Source organism: Acinetobacter sp. YH12046, from assembly GCF_013419905.1.
GTDB lineage: Bacteria > Pseudomonadota > Gammaproteobacteria > Pseudomonadales > Moraxellaceae > Acinetobacter.
The window spans coordinates 1-24970 of record NZ_VOZF01000034.1 but is presented as its reverse complement, the minus strand read 5'-3'; the positions used below and the strand labels follow the sequence as shown (position 1 = coordinate 24970).

The window sequence follows — 24970 nt, the reverse complement described above, 5'->3', positions numbered from 1 at the left end:
ATAATTCAAGTGAATTTGTTTGAAAGAAGAACTTTAAAAGCTTTATTTTCACCCGATAAAATACCCATAAAACAAGAGGAAGCTCATTTGAGCTTCCTCTTGTGAAAAATTGTGGGACAGCAATGCCCAAACAGGTGCTTTTAATGTTAAATGTAGCGTCGAATTTAAAGAGCCTAAGGGCAAGAAATTAACGGTGACGTTTTTTCCAGTGTTTAGCACGATTCGCTTTGGCACGATCGGCTGCTTCATCTTTAGAAATTTTATTACCTAATGCTGCACCACCCGCAGCACCGAGTGCTGAACCGATGTAACCGCCATTAGAACCGCCCATGTTTTTACCTACGGTATAACCAGCACCACCACCTAAAGCACCACCAATTGCAGATGAGGTACGGTTTTTCTTGTTACTTGCAACAGCAGCACCACCTGCACCACCTAATGCAGCACCAATTGTTGCGCCAGTGTTGCCCCCCATGTTTTTGCCCAGTGCAGTACCAGCAACGCTACCTAAAGCACTTGCTGCTGCCACACGTGCAGTACTGTCTGCATGCGCACTCACTGTCATCATTGAGCCTGCAGCCATTGCAGCACTCAGTAAAATTGCATTGAGTTTCATGTTGTAACTCCGTGTCCCTGATAGGACTTTCATATGTTAGTGTGTTTCGACGCAGAAAATGTAACAAATCATGCCCAAAAGAATGTGAAGATCTACCTCCATATTTAATGTGTTTATTTGCCAATTTGTAAAATGAGAAATAAATAAGGATCGAATTGAGCAGAAAAAATCCAAAACTGAAGATTTTATTTATATTTGTTAACAAATGGCGGTGACATCGCTGCATCTAAACACTGACTTACTGAATAATGATGTTCATTGACCCAGAGAATCGTTAAACTAGGCGCAATTTTTTGATTTCGCTGTGCTAAATCACTGTTTAGTTTAGTCACAGCCTTATGTTTGAGATTTTTTAGAAAATGAAAGAATCGTTACGTTTACGATTAGACCAACTCTCTGACCGTCATGAAGAACTGACTGCGTTATTGGCAGATGTTGAAGTGATTTCGGACAACAAGCGTTTTCGCCAGTTATCACGTGAGCATAATGATTTAACCGAGATTACCAACGTTTGGACCAAGTACAAACAGGCTGAAGAAGATATTGAAACTGCGCAAGCCATGCTGTCTGATCCTGACTTTAAGGAAATGGCGCAGGAAGAGATTAAGGAAAATAAAGCCCTGATCGAACAGCTTGAGGCTGATTTGAATATCCTGATGATTCCAAAAGATCCGAATGATGCCAACTCTGCTTATTTGGAAATTCGTGCCGGAACAGGTGGTGACGAAGCTGCGATTTTCTCGGGTGATTTATTCCGTATGTATAGCAAATATGCGGAATCTCAAGGTTGGCGTATTGAAATCCTGTCTGAAAATGAAGGTGAGCATGGTGGCTATAAAGAAGTCATCTGCCTGGTGAATGGTGAAGGGGTATATGGTCGCCTGAAATTTGAAAGTGGAGCACACCGTGTACAACGTGTGCCTGCGACAGAATCGCAAGGTCGTGTACATACTTCAGCATGTACTGTAGCAATTCTTCCAGAAGTGGATGTAGATACTTCAGTCGACATTAACCCGGCTGACCTACGTATCGACACTTACCGCGCATCAGGTGCTGGTGGTCAGCACATTAACAAAACTGACTCTGCGGTGCGTATTACGCACATTCCAACCGGTACTGTGGTGGAATGTCAGGATGAACGTTCACAGCATAAAAACAAAGCCAAAGCGATGGCTTTATTGGTTTCACGTCTGGAAAATGCCAAACGTGCCGCAGCAGATGCAGCGACTTCTGAAATGCGCCGTGACCTGGTCGGTTCGGGTGACCGTTCAGAACGTATTCGCACCTATAACTATCCACAAGGTCGTATGACCGATCACCGTATTAACCTGACTTTATATAAGCTGGATGCCGTGATGGAAGGTGATCTGACTGAGCTATTAGACAGTCTGCATCGTGAATATCAGGCCGATCAGTTGGCCATGCTTGCACAGCAGAATGGTGGCTAATGAACATTCAAGAAGCACTGGCTTTACGTGGTGAACCTGAAAGTTATGAACGTCAGGAAAATGCCTGGCTGTTGGAACACATTACCAAGATTGATGCTTTTGATCTGGTAATGAAAAAAGACCAGCAGTTAACGCCTGAACAGGAACAGGCCTATGTCGAAAGCCTGGCGAGGATTGCTGCAGGTGAGCCATTGGCCTATGTCACAGGTTCACAACCGTTCTGGACTTTGGATCTAAAAGTCACTAAAGATACGCTAGTACCACGCCCGGATACCGAAGTGCTGGTCGAAACAGTCCTGAAATTAGACCTGCCGGAAGATGCACGAATTGTTGACTTGGGAACTGGTACCGGTGCTATTGCCTTGTCACTGGCGTCTGAGCGCCCTAACTGGTCTGTTACCGCTTCGGATATTTATGAACCCACACTGGAAGTTGCGAAATATAATGCGGAACAGCATGATTTAGATCAGGTGCAGTTTGTGCTTGGTTCCTGGCTAAAACCATTTGGTCGGCAGTTCTTTGATGCGATTGTATCTAATCCACCGTATATTGATGCAGACGATGAGCATATGCCTGATCTGGCGACTGAGCCGGAACGTGCGCTGGTTTCAGACAAAAATGGTCTGGCTGATATTGAGATGATTATTCAGCAAGCTAAAAAGCATCTAACCGTAAATGGCTGGGTTGTGCTTGAGCACGGCTATGATCAGGGCGATGCGGTCCGCCATCTGTTTACTCAAGCTGGCTATAAACAGGTCCGTACAGTGAAAGATTATGGCGGAAATGACCGGGTAACTTTAGGTCAGTGGCCACATTAATTTTTAAAGCTTGATTTAATAAAAAAGCGACCTGGATAGGTCGCTTTTTTAATTCTTTTATTCAATAAATTATGACTTTTTAATCACATCTCGCCAGCGCAGTAAGCGGGTTTCGAACAATTTCATAATGCTATCGGTGATTTTGCCTAGGACTGCTAACAGGATAATCGCAATAATCACAATATCCGGACGTGAAGTTTCACGACCATCACTGAGCAGATAACCAATCCCTTGAGTGGCAGCAATCAATTCAGCTGCAATCATAAACATCCAGGATAAACTCAGGCTATTCCTTAAGCCAGTCAATATTCCCGGTGAGGCAGCAGGCAATACAATCTGCTGAACCTGTTGCCAGTATTTCAGGCGATAGACTTTTGCGACTTCAATCAGCTTACGATCCACACCCTGAATCGCTGCCACAGTATTGGTATATGTCGGGAAGAAGGCACCAATCGCGATCAAGGTGATTTTAGAAGATTCATCAATCCCTAACCAAAGTAAAAGTAACGGAATCCAAGCCAGACTCGGAATGGATTTAATTGCAGAAAACGTTGGTTCCAGAAAATCTTCTGCATGTCTGTTTAGCCCAACCAGGATCGCAAAGATCAGTCCCAATCCACTACCAATCCCAAAGCCAAGAAAAACCCGCCAGCTACTGGTCCAGATGTGTTGCCATAAATCGCCCTCAGCCAGTTCAGTAAAGGACTGAAACAGGCTACTCGGTGCAGGCAACAGATAAGGTTCGATTACGCCATTACGGACCAGTATTTCTACCAATACGATAAAAATAACAGGCAGGGTGAGGGCTTTGATCAGCGAAATGCTGCGTGGTAACACAGCGGATTTTGACTGTTCTTCCACGCTCAACTGTTCCGAGATGCTTTTCGGTATAGCCATTACTTAGTTGCAACCTTTTTAGCATAGCGGGCATCAAATAATTGAGTCACGACCTGATTGACATTGGTTCCTTTACGAACCAGTTCTTCTTCCGTCAGGATACGACCAGCTTTTTGTAATGCCCCGGTATGTTTGGTGGTTGGAATATTCTGATCCAGATTAGTACGGCTGAGTTGAAGCTTGGCGACTTCAATCGGAAGCTTGGCTTCACGTGCCAGTAATTCAGCCAATTTGTCGGGATTGGCTTTCGCCCATTGACGTGCCTGTTCATAAGCTTTAATCACTGCTTCAATCGCTTCCGGACTGGATTTGGCAAACTGGTCTTTTACGCTCAGTACGCTATAAGAATTAAAACTGACATTGCGATATAGTAATTTGGCACCTGACTGTGCCTGCGCAGATGCCATTAAAGGATCAAGGCCTGCCCAGGCATCGACCTGTTTACGCTCTAACGCAGTCTTACCATCCGGATGCTGTAAATGAACGAGCTCTACATCGCGTTTGCCCAAACCAATCGTATCTAAGGCTTGTAAAGTAAATAAGAAAGGATCTGTACCTTTAGTGGCAGCAATCTTTTTACCTTTCAAATCTTTCAGAGATTTGATATTTGAATCTTTATTAACGACCAGTGCTGTCCATTCAGGCTGGCTCTGAATATAAACCGTTTTAATCGGGCTACCATTGGCGCGGCTAAGCACTGCCGCTAAACCTGCAGTAGAAGCAAAATCTGTGCTACCGCTATTTAGATATTCGAGTGAGCGGTTACTGCCTTGGCTAAATACCCATTTAATCTTGGTTTTTAGCAAAGCTTTTTCTAGCAGTTTCTGTTCTTTAACCACCAGACTGGTCGGTGCGTAATAGGCATAATCCAATTTTAATTCAGATGGAATCGCTGCGTTAGCCAAGCCGGTAAAGAAAGAAATAGAAAGACCGAGTAAAGTCAGACCCGAAGTTCTTAATGTTTTTTTCATGAATATCTCAATCTTGAATTAAATTTTTTACATTCATATCGATAAATCGATAAGCACACAAAAAAGAAAAAAAGATAATCAAATCAAAAAATGAAATAATTAACAGTTTTAAATATAGGTATTTGTTTTTATTTGAATTTATTAAATAAAGAATAGAAAGGTTTTGCTTAGATAAAATTTTAAAAATGGTATGGCGTAAATTGATAAGCTGTTTTTTTAATCATTCGTCTTTGCAGTAGGAAGTTTTATAAATAACGAGTGCCATAAAAAAAGCGATGCATTAGCATCGCTTTTTGAGTCACTATTTTATCAATCTGGATAGCTTACATTGGGTAGTCTTGCAGACAGTCATAAACCTCGACTTGATCTAGGCTACCAGTTTCCATTGCCAGGCAAAGAGCCACGACTTTGGCAGTATCAGCAAGATATTGTTCATCTTTCAGTGCAATACCTTGTTGTAATGCAACGATGCGCTCAGCCGGAATTTCAAGCGATTTCGCAGCTTCAGTGGCATCAATCTGGTTAAAGAAGTGCACAATAGCATCTTTGAGGGCAGAATCAGACGCATTCAAGATGCCTTGATTCAATTGCTCTGCATTAAGATCGGTCGAAGAAACTAAAGCCTGGGCGAAGTTTTGAACAAGATTTTGTCCAAGAACATCAGTCATCTTTAACATGGAAAATACCTTCAACAAGGAAAGAGGGAAAGGGAGTACAGCCAAAAGTGAAGCACTAAAAATTGATTGAAAAATAAACTATATTAATAGGGAATGCAAAGCATTATGGATGACCGTTCAGTCCTCTATTTTTGGGCTGTAAGCCTTGAAAAATATAACTGTTGAGAAAATATAAATTTAAATTTATATGCTAAATTTTAATCGTTTTTAAGTCTTATTAAATATAAATTATCTAGTAATATTTTGTCTATAGGCACCTGGACTAACCCCTGTCCATTTTTTAAAGGCACGATGAAAAGCACTGACTTCCTGGAAGTTAAGCTGATCACTGATGTCCTGCAAACTTTGATCCGTACGGGTTAATAGTTCAATGGCTGTATCACGACGAATTTCATTTTTGAGCTGTTGATAAGTCACACCTTCATTTTTAAGACGCCGTTGCATGGTGGCTTCAGACATATTCATTTTCAAAGCAAGCTCATTCAGTTCAAGCCATTCAGCCGGAGGTACTTTTAAAAGCTGTTTGCGGATCTGTGCACTTAGCGCATAAGGATTTTTAAAGCGAACTAGCAGGTTATGCGGAGTCTGTTGAATAAACTGATACCAGGAGGTTTGATCCTGTTTTACTGGGAGCTGCAAATAGGCTGCATCAAACTGGATATAGTTTTCACTGGCCTGATATTCAATCTGCTCACAAAAACGGACTTTATAATCAAAATCATCGAGTGGTGCGGCACATTTCAGTTGAATCTGATTAAGTAAAACCCGCTGTCCGCTTAACCAGCATAGCAGGGTATGAATCAGCATTAGATAGGTTGCATAACTAAACATGCGCTTGGTCTGGTTCTGGTCATAGATCACGATATAGGCAAAGTTTTCTTCGACCATCAGTGTGCTGTGCAGATCATCCAGAATCAGATTAAAAAATTGCAGGATTTGCTGCAGAGCTTTTTCCAGCGTATCGGTCTGTAACAGCATTTTTGACAAGAGTTTGAAACTGCCACGGCGCATTGGATGGCTGTCCATGCCAAAAAATTCGTCATTCATGCTATCGGCAAGTGCAGTCCATAGCGCGGCATACTGCGCCACTGACACCCGTGCTTTAGCGGAATGAAGAATCTCTAATGGAATGGCAGCCTTAGTTAAAATCGCAGCAATATCATAATGCTGTGCTTTGGCATTCAGCAGTGCTTCATGAACCAGATCAATCGAAATGGTTCCCTTACTATATTCCAAGGCTGGTAAATGCATAGCCAGTCAGATATCCCTTCTTTATTGTCCAAATCCATCAGTGAAGATGCAACATTTGGAAATTGTACAGAATAAAATCTCTGTTTACTCTGCCTATTAAGTCGTAGCTTGTCATAAAAATAGGAACAGGACATTAACATGAAAATTCAGGGAAAAGTGATTGTGGTAACTGGTGGTGCATCAGGTCTGGGTGCAGCCACAGCGACTCATCTGGTGGAACAGGATGCAAAAGTGATTCTGGTGGATATGAACCAGGAGCAGGGCAATGCCTTACAACAGCAACTGGGTGAGCAGGCTGAATTTGTACAACTGGATGTAACGGATGAGCAGGCGGTTGAAGCTTTCTTTAATCATGTTGAAAATCAGTATGGCCAACTCAATGGCTTGGTGAACTGTGCTGGTATTGCACCTTCTGCCAAGGTACTGGGCCGCAATGGAATCCATGAACTGGCGATGTTCCAGAAAGTGTTGAATATCAATGTAAGTGGCACATTCAATATGCTTCGTTTTGCAGCGGCTTTAATCGCGAAGTATGAGCTGCAAACCGATGAAGAGGAGCGCGGTGTAATCGTGAATACGGCTTCAGTTGCAGCCTTTGATGGTCAGATTGGTCAGACAGCTTATTCTGCGTCTAAAGGTGCAGTCGTTGCGATGACGCTGCCACTCGCGCGTGAGCTGGCACGTGAAGCGATTCGTGTCATGACCATTGCACCCGGCATTATGGAAACCCCAATGCTGAAAGGCATGCCGCAAAATGTACAGGATGCTCTGGGGCAGATGGTTCCATTTCCGCCGCGTCTGGCTAAACCTCAGGAGTTTGCCCAGTTAGTAGGTCATATCTTCGAAAATAGCTATCTGAACGGTGAAGTGATTCGTCTGGATGGCGCCATCCGTATGGCTCCAAAATAAGTTCGAGCCAACGAAGCAAAATACAAAAGTCAGAGTAGATAGGTTTATTCACTCTATATGGAAAATTAAAAGATAAGTAAGGGATATACGCAGTGCTTTTAAATGACGAACAGAAAATGATTCAGGAAATGATGCGAAACTATTCGCAGCAAAAACTGAAACCCACCGCTGGTTTAAGGGATAAAACGGCTCAATTTCCAGCACAAGAATTGAAAGAACTCGGTGCACTCGGTGCACTCGGTATGACCGTGTCTGAACAATGGGGTGGAGCAGGCCTGGACTATGTGTCGCTGGTACTGGCCCTTGAGGAAATCGCTGCTGGAGATGGAGCCATATCGACCATTGTCAGTGTGCAGAATTCATTACCTTGCGGGATTACCCAGCGTTATGGTACCGAGAAACAAAAGCAGAAATACCTGACCAAACTGGCAACTGGTGAATGGTTGGGGTGTTTCTGCCTGACGGAACCTCAAGCTGGTTCCGATGCCAGCGCACTAGAATGTAAGGCAGAACGTGATGGCGATGAATGGGTATTAAATGGCACCAAGCAGTTTATTACTACCGGTAAGCATGCCCAGATTGCACTGGTATTTGCAGTGACAGATAAATCTGCGGGCAAGAAAGGAATCTCATGTTTCTTGGTACCTACCGATAGTCCAGGATATATCGTCTCGAATCTGGAAGAAAAAATGGGGCAGCATTGTTCCGATACCGCGACCATTATTTTTGATCAATGCCGGATTCCGGCTGAGAACCTGCTCGGAAAAGAAGGTGAAGGCTACAAGATTGCCTTGTCTAATCTGGAATCTGGCCGGATCGGGATTGCGGCACAATCCGTAGGTATGGCACGAGCTGCACTGGATGCTGCTGTTGAATATGCCAATGAACGTAAATCTTTTGGTGTAGAGCTGGTGCAGCATCAGGCAGTAGCATTCCGTCTCGCAGATATGGCCACCCAGATTGAGGCAGCAAGACAACTGGTCTTACATGCAGCAACGCTTAAAGATGCAGGATTACCATGCTTAAAAGAAGCGTCCATGGCTAAACTGTTTGCTTCGACTATAGCAGAGCGAGTCTGCTCGGATGCGATTCAGATTCATGGCGGTTATGGCTATGTCTCAGATTTCCCGGTTGAACGTATTTACCGTGATGTCAGAGTGAGCCAGATTTATGAAGGTGCATCAGATATTCAGCGTCTGGTCATTGCCCGGGAAGTGAGCAAAGTTTAAAAGTCATGAAATAGCCGACTGTTCAAATCCTGCAGCTCATTTGAGGGAGATGGAAATTGTGAGGGTCTATAAAACATGGTCAATTATTGATAAAGCGAAAAGTGACTCAGTAGAGTGACACCTAACATGTCCTAGCAATAGGGCATGTTATATAAAACCGGCATTGCAATGGAATTCGCAGACGGTAGACAGAACAACAAATACAACGGACACAGACATAAAGTCTGTTTATAAACGGAATAGAGGTTGTCGTGATGAAGACACTAGAACAAGCGTATCGTGAATTTGATTTTGACACTATGGTTCAACAACATCTGGCAGGAACGCCAGATTCACTCAATGCCTATACAGAATGCTGTGGACGTTTTCTGGGACAAAACCGGATCGCGTTAATCTGGGAAGGTAAAAATGGCAAGACCCAATATTGGACTTTTGAACAATTGGCTGAGGCTTCAGGACAATTGGCTCATTATATGACCTCACTGGGTTTACAAGCAGGAGACTGTATTGCCGGACTGCTCCCACGAACCCCAGAATTATTAATTACCATTCTAGCCACCTGGCGTATTGGTGCGATTTATCAGCCTTTATTTACCGCTTTTGAAAGCAAGGCAATCGAGCATCGTATTAATACCGCACATACCCGACTCATTATTACCAATCAGGAACAGCGAGCGAAACTGAATGATCTGGATATTCCACATATTTTAACCGTCCATCAAACGCCTGAAAGTATCAATCAGGATGCAGATTTCTGGACTGAACTGAAGCAATATCCAACTGAGTTTGAGCCGGTTCAAGGTCATTTTAGTGACATTTTCCTGATGATGTTTACTTCAGGTACAACGGGGCTGGCAAAATCAGTGCCTGTTCCCCTTAAAGCTTTACTGGCATTTAAAGGCTATATGCTGCACGCCGTAGATTTACGTGACGAAGATACTTTCTGGAATCTGGCAGATCCGGGTTGGGCTTATGGTCTGTATTATGGAATTGCAGGTCCATTAAGTTTGGGGCATAGCATTATTCTGGATGAACGTGCCTTTAGTGTAGACAATGCTGTTGAAGTCATTAAAAAATATCGGGTGAATAACCTGACTGGTTCTCCAACTGCATTCCGGATGTTCTTTGGCTTTAAGGAGAAATTTGATGCTGAGATTAGCTCGTGTTTACGTGTGGTCAGTAGTGCAGGTGAGCCATTAACGCCTGAAGTCATTCAGTGGTTTAATCATGAAATGGACGTGAATATCTACGACCAGTATGGACAGACTGAACTTGGGATGGTGATTGCCAATCATCATGCGCTGGAGCATCACAAGAAAATCGGTTCTGCTGGCTTTGCCATTCCAGGACATCGTTTTGCAGTTTTAAATAAAGAGCATCAGGAAGTCGAAAAAGGTGGTATTGGTACTTTGGCCATGGACTACTCAGCCTCACCTTTGATGTGGTTTGAAGGCTATGGCGGTAATAATCGGAAAGCCTTTGTGGGACAGTACTATTTAACAGGAGATACCGTAAAACTGAATGAACATGGTGGAATAGATTTCATTGGTCGTGCGGATGATGTCATTACGACTTCGGGTTATCGAGTTGGACCTTTTGATGTAGAGAGTACCTTGCTGGAGTGTGAAGAGGTGCTCGAGTCCGCTGTGGTTGGAAAACCAGATCCGGAACGTACCGAAATTGTGAAAGCCTTTGTAGTGCTTAAATCACAATATGCCGCTAGTGAAGAACTGATGCTGAAATTGCAAAACTATGTGCGTTCCCGTTTATCTAAACATGCCTATCCGAAAGAGATTGAGTTTGTAAGTGATTTACCTAAAACATCTAGCGGTAAAATTCAGCGTAATCTGCTTAAACAACAGGAAATTGCTAAGATTCAAGGCATTAAACAGGTCAGTTAATATATTCATTTAAATATATTGAAAAGGTCGCAATTGCGGCCTTTTTTATACGATTAATTTGTTTATGTTCGAATTTATCAGAGAAAATAATTGTCATTACAATATAATATATTTCATCTTTTAAATAAAATAAATCAAAAATTTAGCCTCTTATTAAGAGGCTAAATTGAAGGTGGAATTCTTATTTACTTATAGATCAACTTTTTTGTGCTCAGCATCTGGTTCCCCAGCTTCGCCAGTCACACCACCTTTTAATGCCTTAAATAGCTGCGTTACTTTGTTATCGGTGACATTCCAGTATTCTGCACTTTCAGCTTCAGCAATCAGTACACGCACGCTAGGATCATCTTTACCTTCAAACCAGTTTTCTGCCCATGGATTCCATAATTTTTCAATCAAAATACGGTCAGTACTGATCTGTGCATTTGCGCTGATTGATACATAAATACCATCAGAAGGTTTAGCGAAAGACAGGCCAATCTGAGTACGACCAGTATTGGCAGCTTTCACCAGATCATTGGTGTCACGCATGATGAAATACAAATTCTGATCTTCATTCATTTGCTCAGAATTGAGCATGGTCATTGGCTGAGAATGAATTTCCTGACTTTCGGTCATATGGCTGATCATGGTGTAACGCACATCTTTAATTAGTTCCCATAATTTTTCACGATTATTATGCTGATTTTGTTCGTTCATCTATATGCTCCATACTATTTTTGAAAGCGAGGATAATTACTATTCCTTAAGCAGCTTAATCATATTTAGGAATGGATACAGAGGGTCTCACTGAACTGATACATTTTCCTACTGAATTGCAGGTAGCAGCTACAGAAGTGCTAAACAATCGAAATTCAGTTACAGGGTGATAAAAGAATAGAAGAACGAGGTTCCAGGAAGATGTAATACGTGAATAAATTAAGTGGCATATAGATCAAGTTAAGTGCATTCATAATATGACTATTACATATTTATTAGGACACTATCAGCTTGATACGGAGCATTTAACTGATATGCTATTTAGCGCTAGTATTGCCAAGCCATTTATTGATTTGCTGTTTATGCGCAAAGAAGTTAATTTGCTCGAGATTTATCCGCATATTGAAATTTCGGTAATTGCACTTTTTGTGGCACATGCTTCTTAAAAATCTTCGAAACAAGGAACGACGTTGTCTATATCGACTATGGATGCCATATCCCCAGAGTTTGAACTCACCGATGCTGAATTGCACTTATATAGTCGCCAGATTCTTCTGGATGGTTGGGATATTGAAGCACAGGAAAAGCTGAAATTTTCTAATATCTGTATCGTGGGGTGTGGCGGGATTGGTTGTGCCTTGGCAGAACTTCTGGCACGAGCGGGTGTAGGCAAAATTACTCTGATTGATCCTGATACCATCGAGATGAGTAATCTACAACGACAACTGGCATTTACGCCAAATGATTTAGGCTTTTATAAGGCAGAAATACTCGCGAAAAGGCTGGCTCAGATTAATCCGAATGTTCAGGTTGAATATATTAATCAGGCTTTAACAACTGAAAATGCAGAAAGTATCATTGAACATCAAGATCTGGTGCTGGATGGATGTGATCAGTTCGAGACACGTTATCTGATCAATCAAAGCTGTGTAAAACTGAATGTGCCTTTAATCAGTGCTTCTGCGATTGGTTTGCAAGGGCAACTGTTCATGATGGAAGGGGATTCAGCTTGCTATGCCTGCCTGTTTCCACCTGAACATCAGGCTGATACCAGTTTGCGTTGTGCAGACTCAGGCGTCTTGGCGACTACGCCAAATGTGATGGCGAGTTTGCAAGCTCATCATGCATTGCTTTATTTAGGCCTGGGTAAAATGCCACTTAGACAGAAACTTCTACTCTGGGATGGTCTGAGTTTCAAACAGCGCATTTTAAGTTTCGAAAAAGATACAGATTGCCCGGTCTGTCAGGCAAGATAGGCCTGCAAAATTTAATTTTTTTGCTACACTGCATGTAATTAATTTTTCCTAAGACATTATGAAAAAAAATATCTGGTTAGATGGAATACGTTCGGTTGCCCGTATGGGTGAAACCGCAGTAGTTGCGGCGAAGGCCGGCATTAAATATGCCACTGAAAAGCCAAGTAATGCCAAACTCATGCGTGAAACATTTGAGTCTTTAGGCTCAACCTATATCAAGCTCGGTCAGTTTATTGCCAGTACGCCGTCGCTGTTTCCGCGTGAATATGTGGAAGAGTTTCAGGGCTGTCTGGATCAAACACCGACCTTGCCATTCAGCTATATCCAGGAAGTGCTAGCATCAGAGTTTTCTGGCCGAAACTTGGATGAAATCTTTGCCTCAATTGAGGAAACACCACTGGCTTCTGCTTCCATTGCACAGGTACATGCGGCCAAGCTGGTTTCTGGTGAAGATGTGGTCATTAAAGTACAAAAACCGGGTGTGGAAACAATTCTATATACCGATTTAAATGTATTGCATTGGGCGACCAAACTGCTGGAAAAAGCAGTGCCGAAAGTAAAATTTGCGTCATTGGCAGATATTGTCGAAGAAATCAAAACCCGAATGGTGCGTGAGGTTGACTTCATCGAGGAAGCACAAAATCTGGATGATTTCGTCAATTATCTGAATATCACCAATAATAAGGCAGCAACTGCTCCTAAGGTTTATCATCAATATTCAACACGTCGTGTGCTGACCATGCAACGTTTATATGGCGTGCCACTGACTGATTTTGAAGTGGTGAAAAAGGTCGCTAAAGACCCGTCACAGGTTCTCATCACTGCAATGAACACCTGGTTTGGCAGCCTGATGATGTGTAACAGTTTCCATGCTGATTTACACGCGGGTAATCTGATGCTGCTTGAAGATGGTCGTGTGGGCTTTATTGATTTTGGTATTGTCGGCCAGCTTAAACCAGAAGTCTGGACAGCGTGTATGGCCTTTATGGATGCCTTGCAGCATACCAATTATACCCTGATGGCAGAGAATATGCTGAAAATGGGTATGACTGCAGTTGAGATTGATACCAAAGTGCTTGCGGCTGATCTTGAACGTTTATTTAGTGGTGTGATGTTAGCTGATCCTCAGGATCTATTAACTTCAAGCCCTGCAGATCTCAACGATATCATGATGGATATGGTAGCAGTCGGTGAACGTCATGGCATTCGTTTCCCACGTGACTTTGCTTTATTGTTCAAGCAAATGCTGTATTTCGACCGTTTCATGAGAATTCTGGCGCCGTATACAGATATCTATGCAGATCAGCGTTTGCAGATGGTTCAGACTATGGACCCAAATTTGCTGTTAAAGCACTAATTTAATCCCTCCCGTCCTTCCTTTAAGAAAGGGAGGCTTTCATTACAAAATAAATAGAAGTGATGAAAGTCCCTCTGTATTAAAGAGGGATTTAGGGAGATTATTGGTAAATATTAAATTCCGAGTTTTAAAATGGACGCAATTATTATTGAAGGCTTAAAGGTCGATACAGTAGTCGGCTGCTTTAATTGGGAGCGTCAAATCATTCAGCCTTTAATGCTGGATCTAAACATTCGTACCAACTTAGAACAAGCGGCACAGTCAGATGAACTGGAAGATACTTTGAATTATGCCGAAATCTGCGAGATTTCAGCGCGGGTGATTCAGGAAGCTCAGCCAAAATTGATCGAACATGCAGCAAAACTGGTACTAGACGCGCTTTTTGCTACCTTTGAAAGTGTAGAATCGATTATGATTACGATCCGTAAGCCTGCCATTATCGCGCAAGCCAATTCTGTAGGGATACGTCTTGAACGCCACCGCAACGATATTCGCCCTAGCACTGGCGAGTAATTGTCATCCACAGCAACATTTTCAGGCTGCCCAGCAACGGATCAGTGAGTTGGGGGAAGTCCGGTTTTCTCCAATTTACCTCATTCCATGTCGGGATAGTATCGGAGCAGATTACTGGAATGCGGCCTGCCTCCTATACAGTGAAGTTTCTGTTCAAGATATGACAGATTTATTAAAGCAAATGGAAACGGATTCAGGGCGGGTTCGACCATCGCATCAGATCAGCCTGGATGTCGACCTGATTGCATGGGGAAATGATTTAAGCCAGATGGAATTTAATCCCAAAAAATTACCGCTTGCACTAGACGTAAAAATCCCGATGCATGACATCTGGTCTCATCCTGCATTTGAATATGATCGCCGTCTTCAATATCCACAAGTCAAAATTTAATCTGTATCTGAAATTAATCTAATGAATTTTTCAGTTTTATCTAAGTAGGGGATCTGTATTTGCCAAAAAACTGTTATTTACTTTTTCTTTTTATAAAAAATAACTAACAACACAATAATTGCGAATAGAATGCCAAGAATAATACCTGTTTCCATACGTCACCTTTAAAGCATTATTTTTTTGATAAATAGGTCATAGCTATTTAATAGTTATACCTGTCTCAATCGTTCTAGAATTTTAATAAATACGAGATGAAACCGGTTCGATTATAACAGTTAAATAAACGAATAGAGTTTGATTAAAATGTGAATCAATATTCTGTTGGATAGGCGGTTAAATTGATTGATCTACACTCAAAAAACGATCAATGAGTTATCTTGTTTAAGAATTCATAAGAATAAAAAAAGCCCTCAAAAAAGAGGGCTTCATTTGATACTTAAATATAATAACTGGTTTTAGTCATTAACTTGGAAATACCGGTCATAGCAATCTTGACTGGAAGGGGTAAATCTACACCGCCTGCAGCCAAAGCTGTATCACGATGATGCAGTTCATCTTCATTCATTTGTTCCAGAATGCGACGTGAGCGTTCATCCTGTGCGGGCAGCTGATTAATATGATGCTGTAAATGCATACTCACTTGGCGTTCGGTTTCAGCAACAAAACCCAGACTGTATTTGTCACCCGCAATGCCGGCAATTGCACCCATCCCAAAGGAAAGGCCGTACCAGACCGGATTAAGTAAACTGGTATGGCTATCCAGTTCTTGTAAGCGGTCTTCACACCAGGCCAGATGATCCTGCTCTTCAATTGCCGCCTGTTCCATTTCCCGACGTACATTTGGTAATTTCGCTGTTAATGCCTGTCCATGATAAAGCGCTTGGGCACAAACCTCACCACTATGATTCACACGCATTAAACCAGCCACATGACGGGCATCACTCACGGTAAGCTGGGTTTCAACCGGTTTTGCTGGATTTTCCCGTTGTGAGGAAGTTGTTCCTGGAACAAGACTGCGTAATGCCTGGTCAAAAGAATGAATAAGCTTATCGACACCTGTATATTGACGCATGAATTAATCCTCCAAAGGGGCTTTTGCGGTTTTGATCATCGGTTTCAATCTATAGAGCAGCCATAAAGTAAACAGGCCACTCAACACAGCAGTAATACAGAAAAGTATTTTAAGATCAAACTCTAAAATGCTTAAAATAATAATTGAGAATATAGCAGAAGATACCATGAAAACGGCATTCAGGATGTTATTTGCTGCAACCACACGTGCACGATGTGAGCGGGGAGAATGCGCTTGCATCATGGCATACAGCGGCACGATATAAAAACCGCCACTAATGCCCAGTAAAGTTACCGCCAGCATCACATGATAATAGCTCCAGCCTTGCTGGAATACATCTGCCAAGCCAAGTAGAGCACCAGTACGTTCCGGGACAAAGGCAAGACTTGCTGCCAGATACAATGCAAAAACTACAAGACCAATAGCGCCAATAGGAACCATTTTAATATTGACCTCAGTACCACCTAATCTACGGCATAGATAAGAACCTAAACCGATCCCGACAGAGAAAAAGGTTAAAAGCAGACTGGCAACATTTTCAGAAGCATGCAGGTTTTGTAAGGTAAGCTGTGGAATCTGGGTCAAATAAGTTGCACCATAAAACCAGTACCAGGAGTTACCCAGCAGAATTAAAAAAACCAGCGGTAAGCTTTTGGCATATTTAATGGTCTGAAAGCTGGTCCGGAAAAAGTTCCAGTCAATGTTGATTTCAGGCGCTGGAATGCTCTGCTTCAGAATATAACGACTGGAGAGATAGCCAACCACGGCAATACTTAACACCGTCAGGCTGATCCAGATCAGATTGCCTGTAGAAGCAGCAATGACTGCACCACCCAGAATCATACCGAATAAAATCGCTAATGAAGTGCCTGACTGAAATAGTGCGTTACCTGACATCAATTCATCCGGTTTTAATACTTCAGGCAAAATGGCATATTTAATCGGGCCGAAAAAAGTGGATTGAGTGCCCATTAAAAACAGGGCGAACAATAGCATCCATAAATGACCGAGTAGGAAACCAACAGTCCCCAGAATCATGATCACAATTTCAAAAATCTTTAGATAGCGAATCAGCTGGGAACGTTCATATTTGTCTGCAATCTGGCCTGCCGTCGCAGAGAAAATAAAATAAGGCAAAATGAACAATAGTGCGGCAAGGTTATTTAGTGTGCTAATACTGGCTGATTGTTGCTGAATCCAACCATAGGTAATCACCAGTAATAATGCCTGTTTAAAAACATTATCATTCAGTGCACCAAAAAACTGGGTCAGGAACATGGGTAAAAAGCGGCGGCTCGCTAACAAATGTTCATTGTTGTTCATATAAGACGTGCTACATTAAGATTTATTAAGAAATGTGAGATATACGTAAACATTGAGAAAAATCATGTAAGATACTTTCGTCCATGTAAAGGCAAAACCCAATAATTTAAGTTCTTTAGCTTATCTTTTTCGGTCAAATAATCAATTAAAGAATGTATTCGTTTAGAGTTTGCTATGCCCGCAAAGAGAAAATTTAAACAAACGATGCTGAATCGTAGTATGGGGTCTCTCGTACCATATCATGGCCGAGCCAGGCTATGTATGAGTATATTTTTCATGATGTTATCGCATCAGGGCATGGCACAGACCGAGCAGACCGAAACTCCGGTAGCACTCTCTCAGGCAGAAATGATCGAAGAGTTATCCCAGGAAGCCGTTCGACAAGGGGTAGCTACGACCGAAGCTGAAGCGACAGAAAAAGTTGAAGAAGCTTTAGAGCCTGAAACTTCGACCGTAGATAGTATGCAAATGCTGCAAGAGCAGCAGAATATGGGAACGTCTCTGGGTGAATTTCAGCCAATTGAGTTTGATGATTTAGAAAGCCTGCCGGTGCAAACGATTGACCAGAGCATGGCCAATGAGATTTATCAGGTTGCGGAAGAAGCGAAACGCGAAGCGCAAGCCTATCGCCAATCAGCGCAAACTGAAACCGTAGTCAATGACATGAGTCAGCAGGAACTGGTTGAAATCAATCAGGCACCTGTGAATGTTGATCAGCTTATGCAGTCCATTCAGGCCGATAGTCAGATCATTGTACAAAGAAATGAGTCCGGTGCGACCTTATCCGAATTGCCTGCACCAACAACGCCTGAAAATGACAAACGTCCGAATATTTTCAAACGACTGTTTTATAAAATCCGTCCACCTCGCCAGATTATGACCGCCAGTTTGCCTCGGATCAGTGCAGATGTGGTCATTGTGAATGGAAATGGCACTGCGCAAAGCAATGGCGGATTGAATCGTAAAGCCCAGTCAGAAGGTTATACGAATCTCAGAAATAATGTAAAAGCTAAACTTTCCAGCTTTACCCAGGAATCCTTTGAAGATTTTTCATCTGCATTACCGCAACTCCGTAATCTGTCCAATCAGGCTGCCCAAGCTGTAGGTTATTACAATGCCCAGTTCAGATTTGAAAAATTATCTGACAGTCGGGTTAGAGTCTATGTGACTCCGAATGAGCCGGTCATTATCAATACCCATAATATTGAGTTTAGTGGCCCAGGTGGTGAACAGCCGCAGTTCCAGGTTATTAGTCTTCTACCTGAACAGGAAGAAGGTGATATCTTTAACCATGGGGATTATGAAAAAACCAAAGACCGGATTAATACCGCAGCCAGCAATAATGGTTATTTTGATGCGTACTGGCGCTTGCATGATGTGCGCATTGCCCAACCCGAAAATACAGCCGATGTGAACCTGCGCTTTGAAACAGGTGAGCGTTATAAACTGGGTAATGTAGAGTTCAGGATGAGTGATCCTGAAAAAGAATTTCCACTGAATCGTGATGTGCTGGAAAGTCTGGTTACCTGGGAAGATGGTGCAGACTACACCTTCTGGCGTGTAAATAGCCTGGCCAACAACCTGACCAACTCACGTTATTTTAACTATACGCTGGTGGATGCGATTCGCCCTGATCCTATTGATCGGGAGCTGGAACTGGCACCGGATATTCAGAGTCTGATAGAAGAACAGAAGTTTTCAGAAGATGAAATAGGTGTAGCCAAGAAAGCTGCACCGGCATCCGATCAGGAAGTTACACAGGATGTGGTGGATGAAGATCAGTTCGCCGGTAGTCGTGATGCAGAAAATCCAAACTTAAGAACTTTGCGGGTTCAGCAGCAGACCAAAGAAGACGAAGAAGAACGTTTAAAGGCTCAGGCTCGTGAAGAGAAAAAAATTCCGGTGATTGTGACACTGAATGCAGACCGTCTTAACAGTGCCGAAGTCGGTCTGGGTTATGGTACGGATACCGGAACACGCTTACGTGGACAATATCGCCGCGCGATCGTAAACAAGCGTGGTCACTCATTTGATGCCAACCTTGAATTGTCACAAATCCGTCAGTCAATTGATGGCCGTTATAATATTCCATACAACCATCCACTTAATGACTATATCAGTATCGTAGGTGGTTATGAGCGTGAAGAACGTGATGGTGTGGCTCAAGGTGATGGCCTGCTAATTGAATCCGCGGTACTCGGTGCTGACCGGATTATTAAAAATCCGCGTGGCAGCTGGCAACAAACTTACGGTCTACGTTACCGCCTCGATCGTCTGACTCAGGATGGTTCGGTTGATTTTAGCCAGATTCCGGAAGCGTTCAGATTCAATACTGAAGATGAACAGCAGTCTCTACTGGTGGGTTATGAAGTTTCCCGTACCGATAGTGATCGCCGGGTGAACCCGACCAAGGGTTTTAAGCAGACCTATAAAGTCGAATTGGGCAGTGAAGCTCTATTGTCTGATGCCGATATGGCGATTGTGAACGCAGGCTGGCGTTTTATCTATTCACTGGGTGAAAATGCCGATCACCAGTTTGTCGGTCGTGCGGATCTGGGGTATATCTTTACTGAAGATTTTGCCAAAGTACCCTATAACCTGCGTTATTTTAGTGGCGGTGACCAGAGTATCCGTGGTTTCGACTATAAGAGTCTTTCTCCGGAAATTGAAGGCTTTAAAGTGGGCGGACAGGCTTTGGGTGTGGCTTCACTGGAGTATAATTATCAGTTCAGGGAAGGCTGGCGCGCTGCGGTATTTGCGGATGCCGGAAATGCCTATAATGAGGATTTTAGTAATCCAACAGAATATGGTGCGGGGCTGGGGATTCGTTGGGCTTCACCGATTGGCCCAATTCGTTTAGATGTGGCGACCGGACTGTCGGATGACAATTATCCGATTCGTCTGCACTTCTTTATTGGCTCGCAGTTATAAAACATTTATTAATTAAAAAATAGTTATTTGGGTAGATCATGGTCGAGAACCAACCACAGCCAGAACAAGAGCAACAACCTGAAGTTGTGCCGAAAAAGCGCCGTATCTTTAGAAGTATTCTATTGTCAGTTCTTTTTTCTCTTATTTTTCTGCTGTCTGTACTGGCGATCCTGTTTTCTACTGATAAAGGCAGTAAATTCCTGCTTGATCAGGTGATGCAGCGCCAGGAAATCATTCATTATGAATATGAAGGCGGGAACCTGTGGCGCGGGATTATCCTGAAAAATGTTCTGGTTACCCTGAAACCGGTCGATGTCAAAATTGATCGTGCTGATGTCAAGCTGGGTTGGCGAGCAATTATCAAAAAAGAAATTCATCTGACTGAAGCAGATGTACTGAATTTACAGATTATTAATAAAAATCCGCCAAGTGATGAGCCATTCAAGTTCAATGCTATTCGTTTACCGTTTGTATTGCGGGTTGATCATTTACTTCTCGATCACTTGGTGATTAAAACCCAGACTAATGTAGTTGATTTTTATAATATCGAACTGAATGAAGCATTATGGTCAGGTACCGAGCTGAATTTCGAAGATTCCCGCATGGATATGGGCTATCTGTCAGTACGCGAAGCTACCGGGAAAATGCAGTTTGAAGGCAAGTATCCACTAGATGCACGTGGTATTTTAAATCTGCCTTCACTCAGAGAAAGCCTGAATATTCATGATATTCAAGTACGTGCTAGAGGTACACTGGATACCATTCAGGCCGGGGTCGCGACCAACACTCCAGATTTGCTGACAGGCTGGGCGGTTCTGCACCCGATGCGTCCTAATGTACCTATGCGTGGTGAACTCCAGTTTAAACAATATCACTGGCCAATCCTGACAGAGCAAAAACTGTTTACGAAAGATGGTGTGGCTGAGTTTAATGGGAATACCAAGCGCCTGGATTTGAATGTCCGCACCGATATTGAAGGTGAAAATATCCCGAATGGGCAATATACCGCAGTGATGTATACCGATCTGGTCAATCAGCTCAATATTACTGATTTAAATGGTCAGCTGATGAAAGGCTCGGTAAGCCTGGCGGGTACTGTAGGCTGGGCTGATCGGGTGGATTGGGATCTGACAGGTCGCATGAATGGGATTGATCCGAAACATCGGCGAATTCCACAGGTGGTGCAGGACTTTCTGCCACCAAGTCTGGACGGTAATATTGCCTCTACCGGTAACCTGGAAAATGGCCTGCATCTAACAGGACTGGTGGATTTTGACCGCTATGAAACCTGGAATATCAAGCTGGATCAGAAGCCGGTTAAAGACAATAAAGCTCAACCGATGTTACTGGATGTGGCCTGGAAAAATATTGATCGTGCTGTGCCTTATATCGGCTGGTTAAAAAGTGAATCAGGCGATGTTGATCTGGTACTGGTCGAAGGCCAGCAAAATATTCATGTCGCTACCCAGGTTGCTCAGCATGAAGAAGGGCTGTTGCCGACAGGAATGTATCAGGCACAATTGAACCTGAAAAATAACATCCTGAATGTTCCAAGTTTTAAATATAGTGGAAATGGACAGGCCGGCAGTCTAACAGGTAATGCACGAATTGAACTGCCAGAAGAAAAACGTCAGCTCAGATGGTCCGCAGTATTAAATGCCCAGAACCTGAATACTCAGACTCTGGCTGCAGCTTCACCAATTGACCGCTTGAATGGTCGGGTAAAAGCCAGTGGTTATGCACGCCCGAATCAGCAAATTATTAATCTCAGCGGTGTAGATCTGACCGGACGACTGGCTGCGCAAAATGAAACCGTTCACCTGACAGGTAATAGTAATATTGCCTTGTTGTTCCATGATGAAAAAGCAGGCGGCGGATTCAAAAGTTATGCGGTCAATTATGATGGTGCATTAAGTGCCAGCCAGATCAAGGCCAGTCAAGGATTGTTAAAACTGCGCTTGTCGGGTACGCCTGATATGCTAAATATCAAGGAACTGCGTCATGATGGGGTCGCTGGAAAAATTAATGCCAATGGTCAGGTGAACTTAGCAAATGGTATTGGCTGGAATGTAAATGCCTCTCTGGTGCGTTTCAAACCTCAATATTTCAATGCCAAGCTTAAAGGTGAATTGTCTGGTAATCTGCAAACCCAAGGTGTCTGGTCGGATGCAGTGAAGCGTGTCCAGATTCAACGCTTAAATCTGGCCGGTATGTTGAATAATAAACCGGTACGCGGTAAGGGGAATCTGGCTGTATTGATTGACTCCAAGCAGCGTGGTTTTGTACCGCAGCAGTTTGAAGCCAATAACCTGTTCCTGTCTTATGCCAGCAACCAGTTACAGGCCACCGGTAATGCGCAGAATCTGCAACTTAAAGTGAATGCGCCGGCATTATATGAACTTTATCCGGGATTAAGAGGCCGGGTACAAGGCTACATCAATATGCAGGCACAACCGCGTTTACAAGCAACTGCGAATCTGGCAGTGGATAATTTTGCCTTCAAGAACCTGTTTAGCGTAGACAAGATTCGGGTACGCGGTCAGTTGCCGACTTCACAAACCACACCGACCTTATTGACTGCGACCATGGATCAGTTGCGTAGTGGCAATAGACAGATTGTACGTGGTGAAGTTTCACTAGCTGGAACGCGCGCCGCGCATGTACTGCAAGTTCAGGCTGAAAACAAGCTGTCTAAATTTTTTGTTCAGCTGGCAGGTGGTTTTAATGCACAAAATAATTGGTTAGGCCAGATCCAGCGCGGTGATTTCGACTCACTGCGTACCCATCTGGTGCAGCGTCAAAATGCAGCTGTGATTTATAACACTGCACAGTCGGATCTGTTTGTTGGCGCTCATTGCTGGATGAGCCAGCAAAGCCAGCTCTGCTTTGATCAGCCAATTCGAGTGAATAAAACTCGAGGTAGTGCTTCATTTATTACCCGTAACCTGGATCTGGCTGACTTTAGTGCCTTCCTGCCAGAAGGCATAGCATTAACCGGTAAAGTGAATGGTTATGCTAAGGCAGCTTGGGCACAAGGTGCTAAACCGAAAATTGATGCACGTCTGGTAACCCGTAATGGGGTGATCGGCTTATCTTCTGATGATCCGGAATATTTAGGCTCGACCTTAAAATATGATGAAGTGGGGCTGGTCGCAAAAAGCGTGGCCGCTGGACTACAGATTCGTCTGGATGTGAAAACACCAGATATTGGTACAGGCTATGCCAATGTGATTATTGATCCATATCGTGACAATAAACCAATGCGTGGCGAGATTGCCTTTAACCAGGTTCAGCTGAAGATCTTTAAGCCATTCATTCAGGATGTACGTAATCTGGATGGTACCTTGTCTTATGCAGGTAAAATTAGTGGAACGTTAACCGATCCATTACTTGAAGGTGAAATTCGGGTTAAGGACGGGGCGATCAGCATGATTTCATTGCCAGTCAATCTGACCAATGTGCAGCTCTATTCATCAGTCCGCCAAAATACCGCGACTATTAATGGTGCATTTAACAGTGGCCGTGGCGCTGGTAAATTAACCGGCTCTGTAGACTGGAAAGGTGATCCACGCGTACAGCTCAAACTTCAGGGCGAAAATCTGTTGATTCGTCAGGCACCGCTGATTACTGCAGTGGTTACGCCTGACCTGACCTTGGATATGTATCCGTTCAATAAAAAATTAAGCTTGAGTGGCAAGGTCGATGTTCCTCGTGCACTGATTTCCATGCCTGAAGCCTCTGAACCTGTCGTGGGCTTGTCTTCTGATGTTCGTGTTGTACGTGAAGGAGATGACCAGCTCGCCATTCTGAAAGCGGCACGTCCATGGGATATTCGCGCAGATGTTGCAGTGTCGTTAGGAAATCAGGTGATCTTCCAGGGCTTTGACAGCCGTATACCACTCTTAGGTCGTGTCAATCTGACGCAACGTGGTCTGGAATCTGCGATGCGTGCCAATGGGGCGATCGGGGTATCACAACGGGTGAAAATTGAAGCCTATGGACAAAGTCTGGATCTGAACCGTGCGATTGCGCGTTTCAATGGCCCATTATCGAATCCAACCCTGGATATTGATGCCAATAAATCGATACAGGGCAGCACAGTCGGTGTGCGTGTTATAGGTACAGCCTCAAGTCCTGCCATTCAGGTATATAACGATGCTGGTCTGTCTGAACAGGAAGCGTTGAATGCCCTGATTACTGGTCGTATCAATGAAGGGGCTTCAGGTTTAAGTCAGGCGGAAGGTTTCAGATCTGATGTAAACAACACCATTGCAGCCGCAGGGATTAGTCTGGGCTTGGGCGGTACGCGTGCCTTGACCAACCAGATTGGTCGTAGCTTTGGCCTGAGCGGCCTGGCACTGGATGCACAGGGAACCGGGGATGATACTCAGGTGTCTGTAACCGGTTATATTACGCCAGACTTATATATCCGTTATGGGGTTGGCGTATTTACCCCAGTGAACAAGCTGACTTTACGTTATCAAATGAATCAGCGTTTATATCTGGAAGCCAGTCAGTCTTTAGAGCGTGCAATTGACTTGTTCTATAACTGGAGATTCTAATCTAATAAAAAGCCCTCTAAATGAGTAATGCCAGTCAGTTAAGAGATTGACTGGCATTTTTTTGGGTATTTCTGTGGTTTCCCTTTCACAACTCGTGGGTAGTTTCTACTTCTTTTTTTCGGTAAAACATACCTTTTAGATTTTTCCAT

Annotated in this window: 20 protein-coding genes; 12 read left to right on the top strand and 8 right to left on the bottom strand. The window is 43.3% G+C overall.

Annotated elements, in window-relative coordinates; translation table 11 throughout:
• Nucleotides 1-187: 187 nt before the first annotated feature.
• A complete protein-coding gene (locus FTU03_RS14035) occupies nt 188-616 on the bottom strand; it encodes a glycine zipper domain-containing protein (RefSeq protein ID WP_179993309.1) in 429 nt (142 codons plus the stop codon).
• Nucleotides 617-975: 359 nt separating this feature from the next.
• Between FTU03_RS14035 and prfA the strand changes: the two genes are divergently transcribed.
• Together prfA and prmC are read left to right on the top strand one after the other, a co-directional pair.
• A complete protein-coding gene (gene prfA, locus FTU03_RS14030; protein WP_179993310.1) occupies nt 976-2064 on the top strand; it encodes a peptide chain release factor 1 in 1089 nt (362 codons plus the stop codon).
• Nucleotides 2064-2882, top strand: a complete 819-nt coding sequence (gene prmC / locus FTU03_RS14025; protein ID WP_159123180.1) for a peptide chain release factor N(5)-glutamine methyltransferase — start codon at nt 2064-2066, stop codon at nt 2880-2882. The genes prfA and prmC overlap by 1 nt, the downstream gene beginning before the upstream one ends.
• Before the next feature lie 69 nt (nt 2883-2951).
• Here prmC and FTU03_RS14020 read toward each other — a convergent pair whose 3' ends face one another.
• The 4 genes from FTU03_RS14020 to FTU03_RS14005 all read right to left on the bottom strand — a co-directional run bounded on the left by FTU03_RS14020 (nt 2952) and on the right by FTU03_RS14005 (nt 6678).
• Nucleotides 2952-3779, bottom strand: coding sequence for an ABC transporter permease (locus FTU03_RS14020; protein ID WP_179993311.1), 828 nt, complete (start codon nt 3777-3779; stop codon nt 2952-2954).
• Nucleotides 3779-4750 carry an aliphatic sulfonate ABC transporter substrate-binding protein gene (locus FTU03_RS14015; protein ID WP_179993312.1) on the bottom strand — a complete coding sequence of 324 codons (972 nt, stop codon included), beginning with the start codon at nt 4748-4750 and terminating at the stop codon, nt 3779-3781. Before FTU03_RS14015 ends, FTU03_RS14020 begins: the two co-directional genes overlap by 1 nt.
• A gap of 323 nt (nt 4751-5073) precedes the next feature.
• Nucleotides 5074-5427: a hypothetical protein gene (locus FTU03_RS14010; RefSeq protein WP_004783846.1), complete on the bottom strand. Its 354-nt coding sequence runs from the start codon at nt 5425-5427 to the stop codon at nt 5074-5076.
• A 228-nt stretch (nt 5428-5655) separates the two neighbouring features.
• Nucleotides 5656-6678 carry an AraC family transcriptional regulator gene (locus FTU03_RS14005; RefSeq protein ID WP_166134947.1) on the bottom strand — a complete coding sequence of 341 codons (1023 nt, stop codon included), beginning with the start codon at nt 6676-6678 and terminating at the stop codon, nt 5656-5658.
• 138 nt (nt 6679-6816) lie between these two features.
• On the opposite strand from FTU03_RS14005, the gene FTU03_RS14000 reads away from it, so the two are divergent.
• From FTU03_RS14000 to FTU03_RS13990, 3 genes are all read left to right on the top strand, one after another.
• Nucleotides 6817-7587: a 3-hydroxyacyl-CoA dehydrogenase gene (locus FTU03_RS14000; protein WP_166134944.1), complete on the top strand. Its 771-nt coding sequence runs from the start codon at nt 6817-6819 to the stop codon at nt 7585-7587.
• Nucleotides 7588-7679: 92 nt separating this feature from the next.
• Nucleotides 7680-8816, top strand: a complete 1137-nt coding sequence (locus tag FTU03_RS13995; protein WP_179993313.1) for an acyl-CoA dehydrogenase family protein — start codon at nt 7680-7682, stop codon at nt 8814-8816.
• Nucleotides 8817-9070: 254 nt separating this feature from the next.
• Nucleotides 9071-10717: an AMP-binding protein gene (locus FTU03_RS13990; protein ID WP_179993314.1), complete on the top strand. Its 1647-nt coding sequence runs from the start codon at nt 9071-9073 to the stop codon at nt 10715-10717.
• Between the two features lie 189 nt (nt 10718-10906).
• On the opposite strand, the gene FTU03_RS13985 is transcribed toward FTU03_RS13990, so the two are convergent.
• A complete protein-coding gene (locus tag FTU03_RS13985) occupies nt 10907-11416 on the bottom strand; it encodes a pyridoxamine 5'-phosphate oxidase family protein (protein WP_179993315.1) in 510 nt (169 codons plus the stop codon).
• 257 nt (nt 11417-11673) lie between these two features.
• On the opposite strand from FTU03_RS13985, the gene FTU03_RS13980 reads away from it, so the two are divergent.
• The 5 genes from FTU03_RS13980 to FTU03_RS13960 all read left to right on the top strand — a co-directional run bounded on the left by FTU03_RS13980 (nt 11674) and on the right by FTU03_RS13960 (nt 14933).
• Entirely contained in the window at nt 11674-11862 is a 189-nt protein-coding gene (locus FTU03_RS13980) for a hypothetical protein (protein ID WP_179993316.1), read from the top strand.
• Nucleotides 11863-11901: 39 nt separating this feature from the next.
• Complete coding sequence (locus FTU03_RS13975; RefSeq protein WP_166135057.1) at nt 11902-12672, top strand: HesA/MoeB/ThiF family protein; 771 nt, start codon at nt 11902-11904, stop codon at nt 12670-12672.
• Nucleotides 12673-12730: 58 nt separating this feature from the next.
• Nucleotides 12731-14029: an AarF/ABC1/UbiB kinase family protein gene (locus tag FTU03_RS13970; protein WP_159123174.1), complete on the top strand. Its 1299-nt coding sequence runs from the start codon at nt 12731-12733 to the stop codon at nt 14027-14029.
• Between the two features lie 132 nt (nt 14030-14161).
• Complete coding sequence (gene folB / locus FTU03_RS13965) at nt 14162-14542, top strand: dihydroneopterin aldolase (RefSeq protein WP_004783828.1); 381 nt, start codon at nt 14162-14164, stop codon at nt 14540-14542.
• Entirely contained in the window at nt 14499-14933 is a 435-nt protein-coding gene (locus FTU03_RS13960) for a 2-amino-4-hydroxy-6-hydroxymethyldihydropteridine diphosphokinase (RefSeq protein WP_004783827.1), read from the top strand. Before folB ends, FTU03_RS13960 begins: the two co-directional genes overlap by 44 nt.
• Nucleotides 14934-15369: 436 nt before the next feature.
• Here the strand turns inward: FTU03_RS13960 and coq7 are convergent, their stop codons facing one another.
• Together coq7 and FTU03_RS13950 are read right to left on the bottom strand one after the other, a co-directional pair.
• Nucleotides 15370-16005 (bottom strand): 2-polyprenyl-3-methyl-6-methoxy-1,4-benzoquinone monooxygenase, encoded by a 636-nt coding sequence (gene coq7 / locus FTU03_RS13955; protein WP_004783823.1) that lies wholly within the window; start codon nt 16003-16005, stop codon nt 15370-15372.
• Nucleotides 16006-16008: 3 nt separating this feature from the next.
• Nucleotides 16009-17328, bottom strand: a complete 1320-nt coding sequence (locus FTU03_RS13950; RefSeq protein WP_166134926.1) for an MFS transporter — start codon at nt 17326-17328, stop codon at nt 16009-16011.
• Between the two features lie 174 nt (nt 17329-17502).
• On the opposite strand from FTU03_RS13950, the gene FTU03_RS13945 reads away from it, so the two are divergent.
• Complete coding sequence (locus FTU03_RS13945) at nt 17503-20259, top strand: autotransporter assembly complex family protein (RefSeq protein ID WP_179993317.1); 2757 nt, start codon at nt 17503-17505, stop codon at nt 20257-20259.
• A gap of 38 nt (nt 20260-20297) precedes the next feature.
• On the top strand, nt 20298-24821 hold the full coding sequence (locus FTU03_RS13940; protein WP_179993318.1) for a translocation/assembly module TamB domain-containing protein: 4524 nt from the start codon (nt 20298-20300) through the stop codon (nt 24819-24821).
• Nucleotides 24822-24970 lie beyond the last annotated feature (149 nt).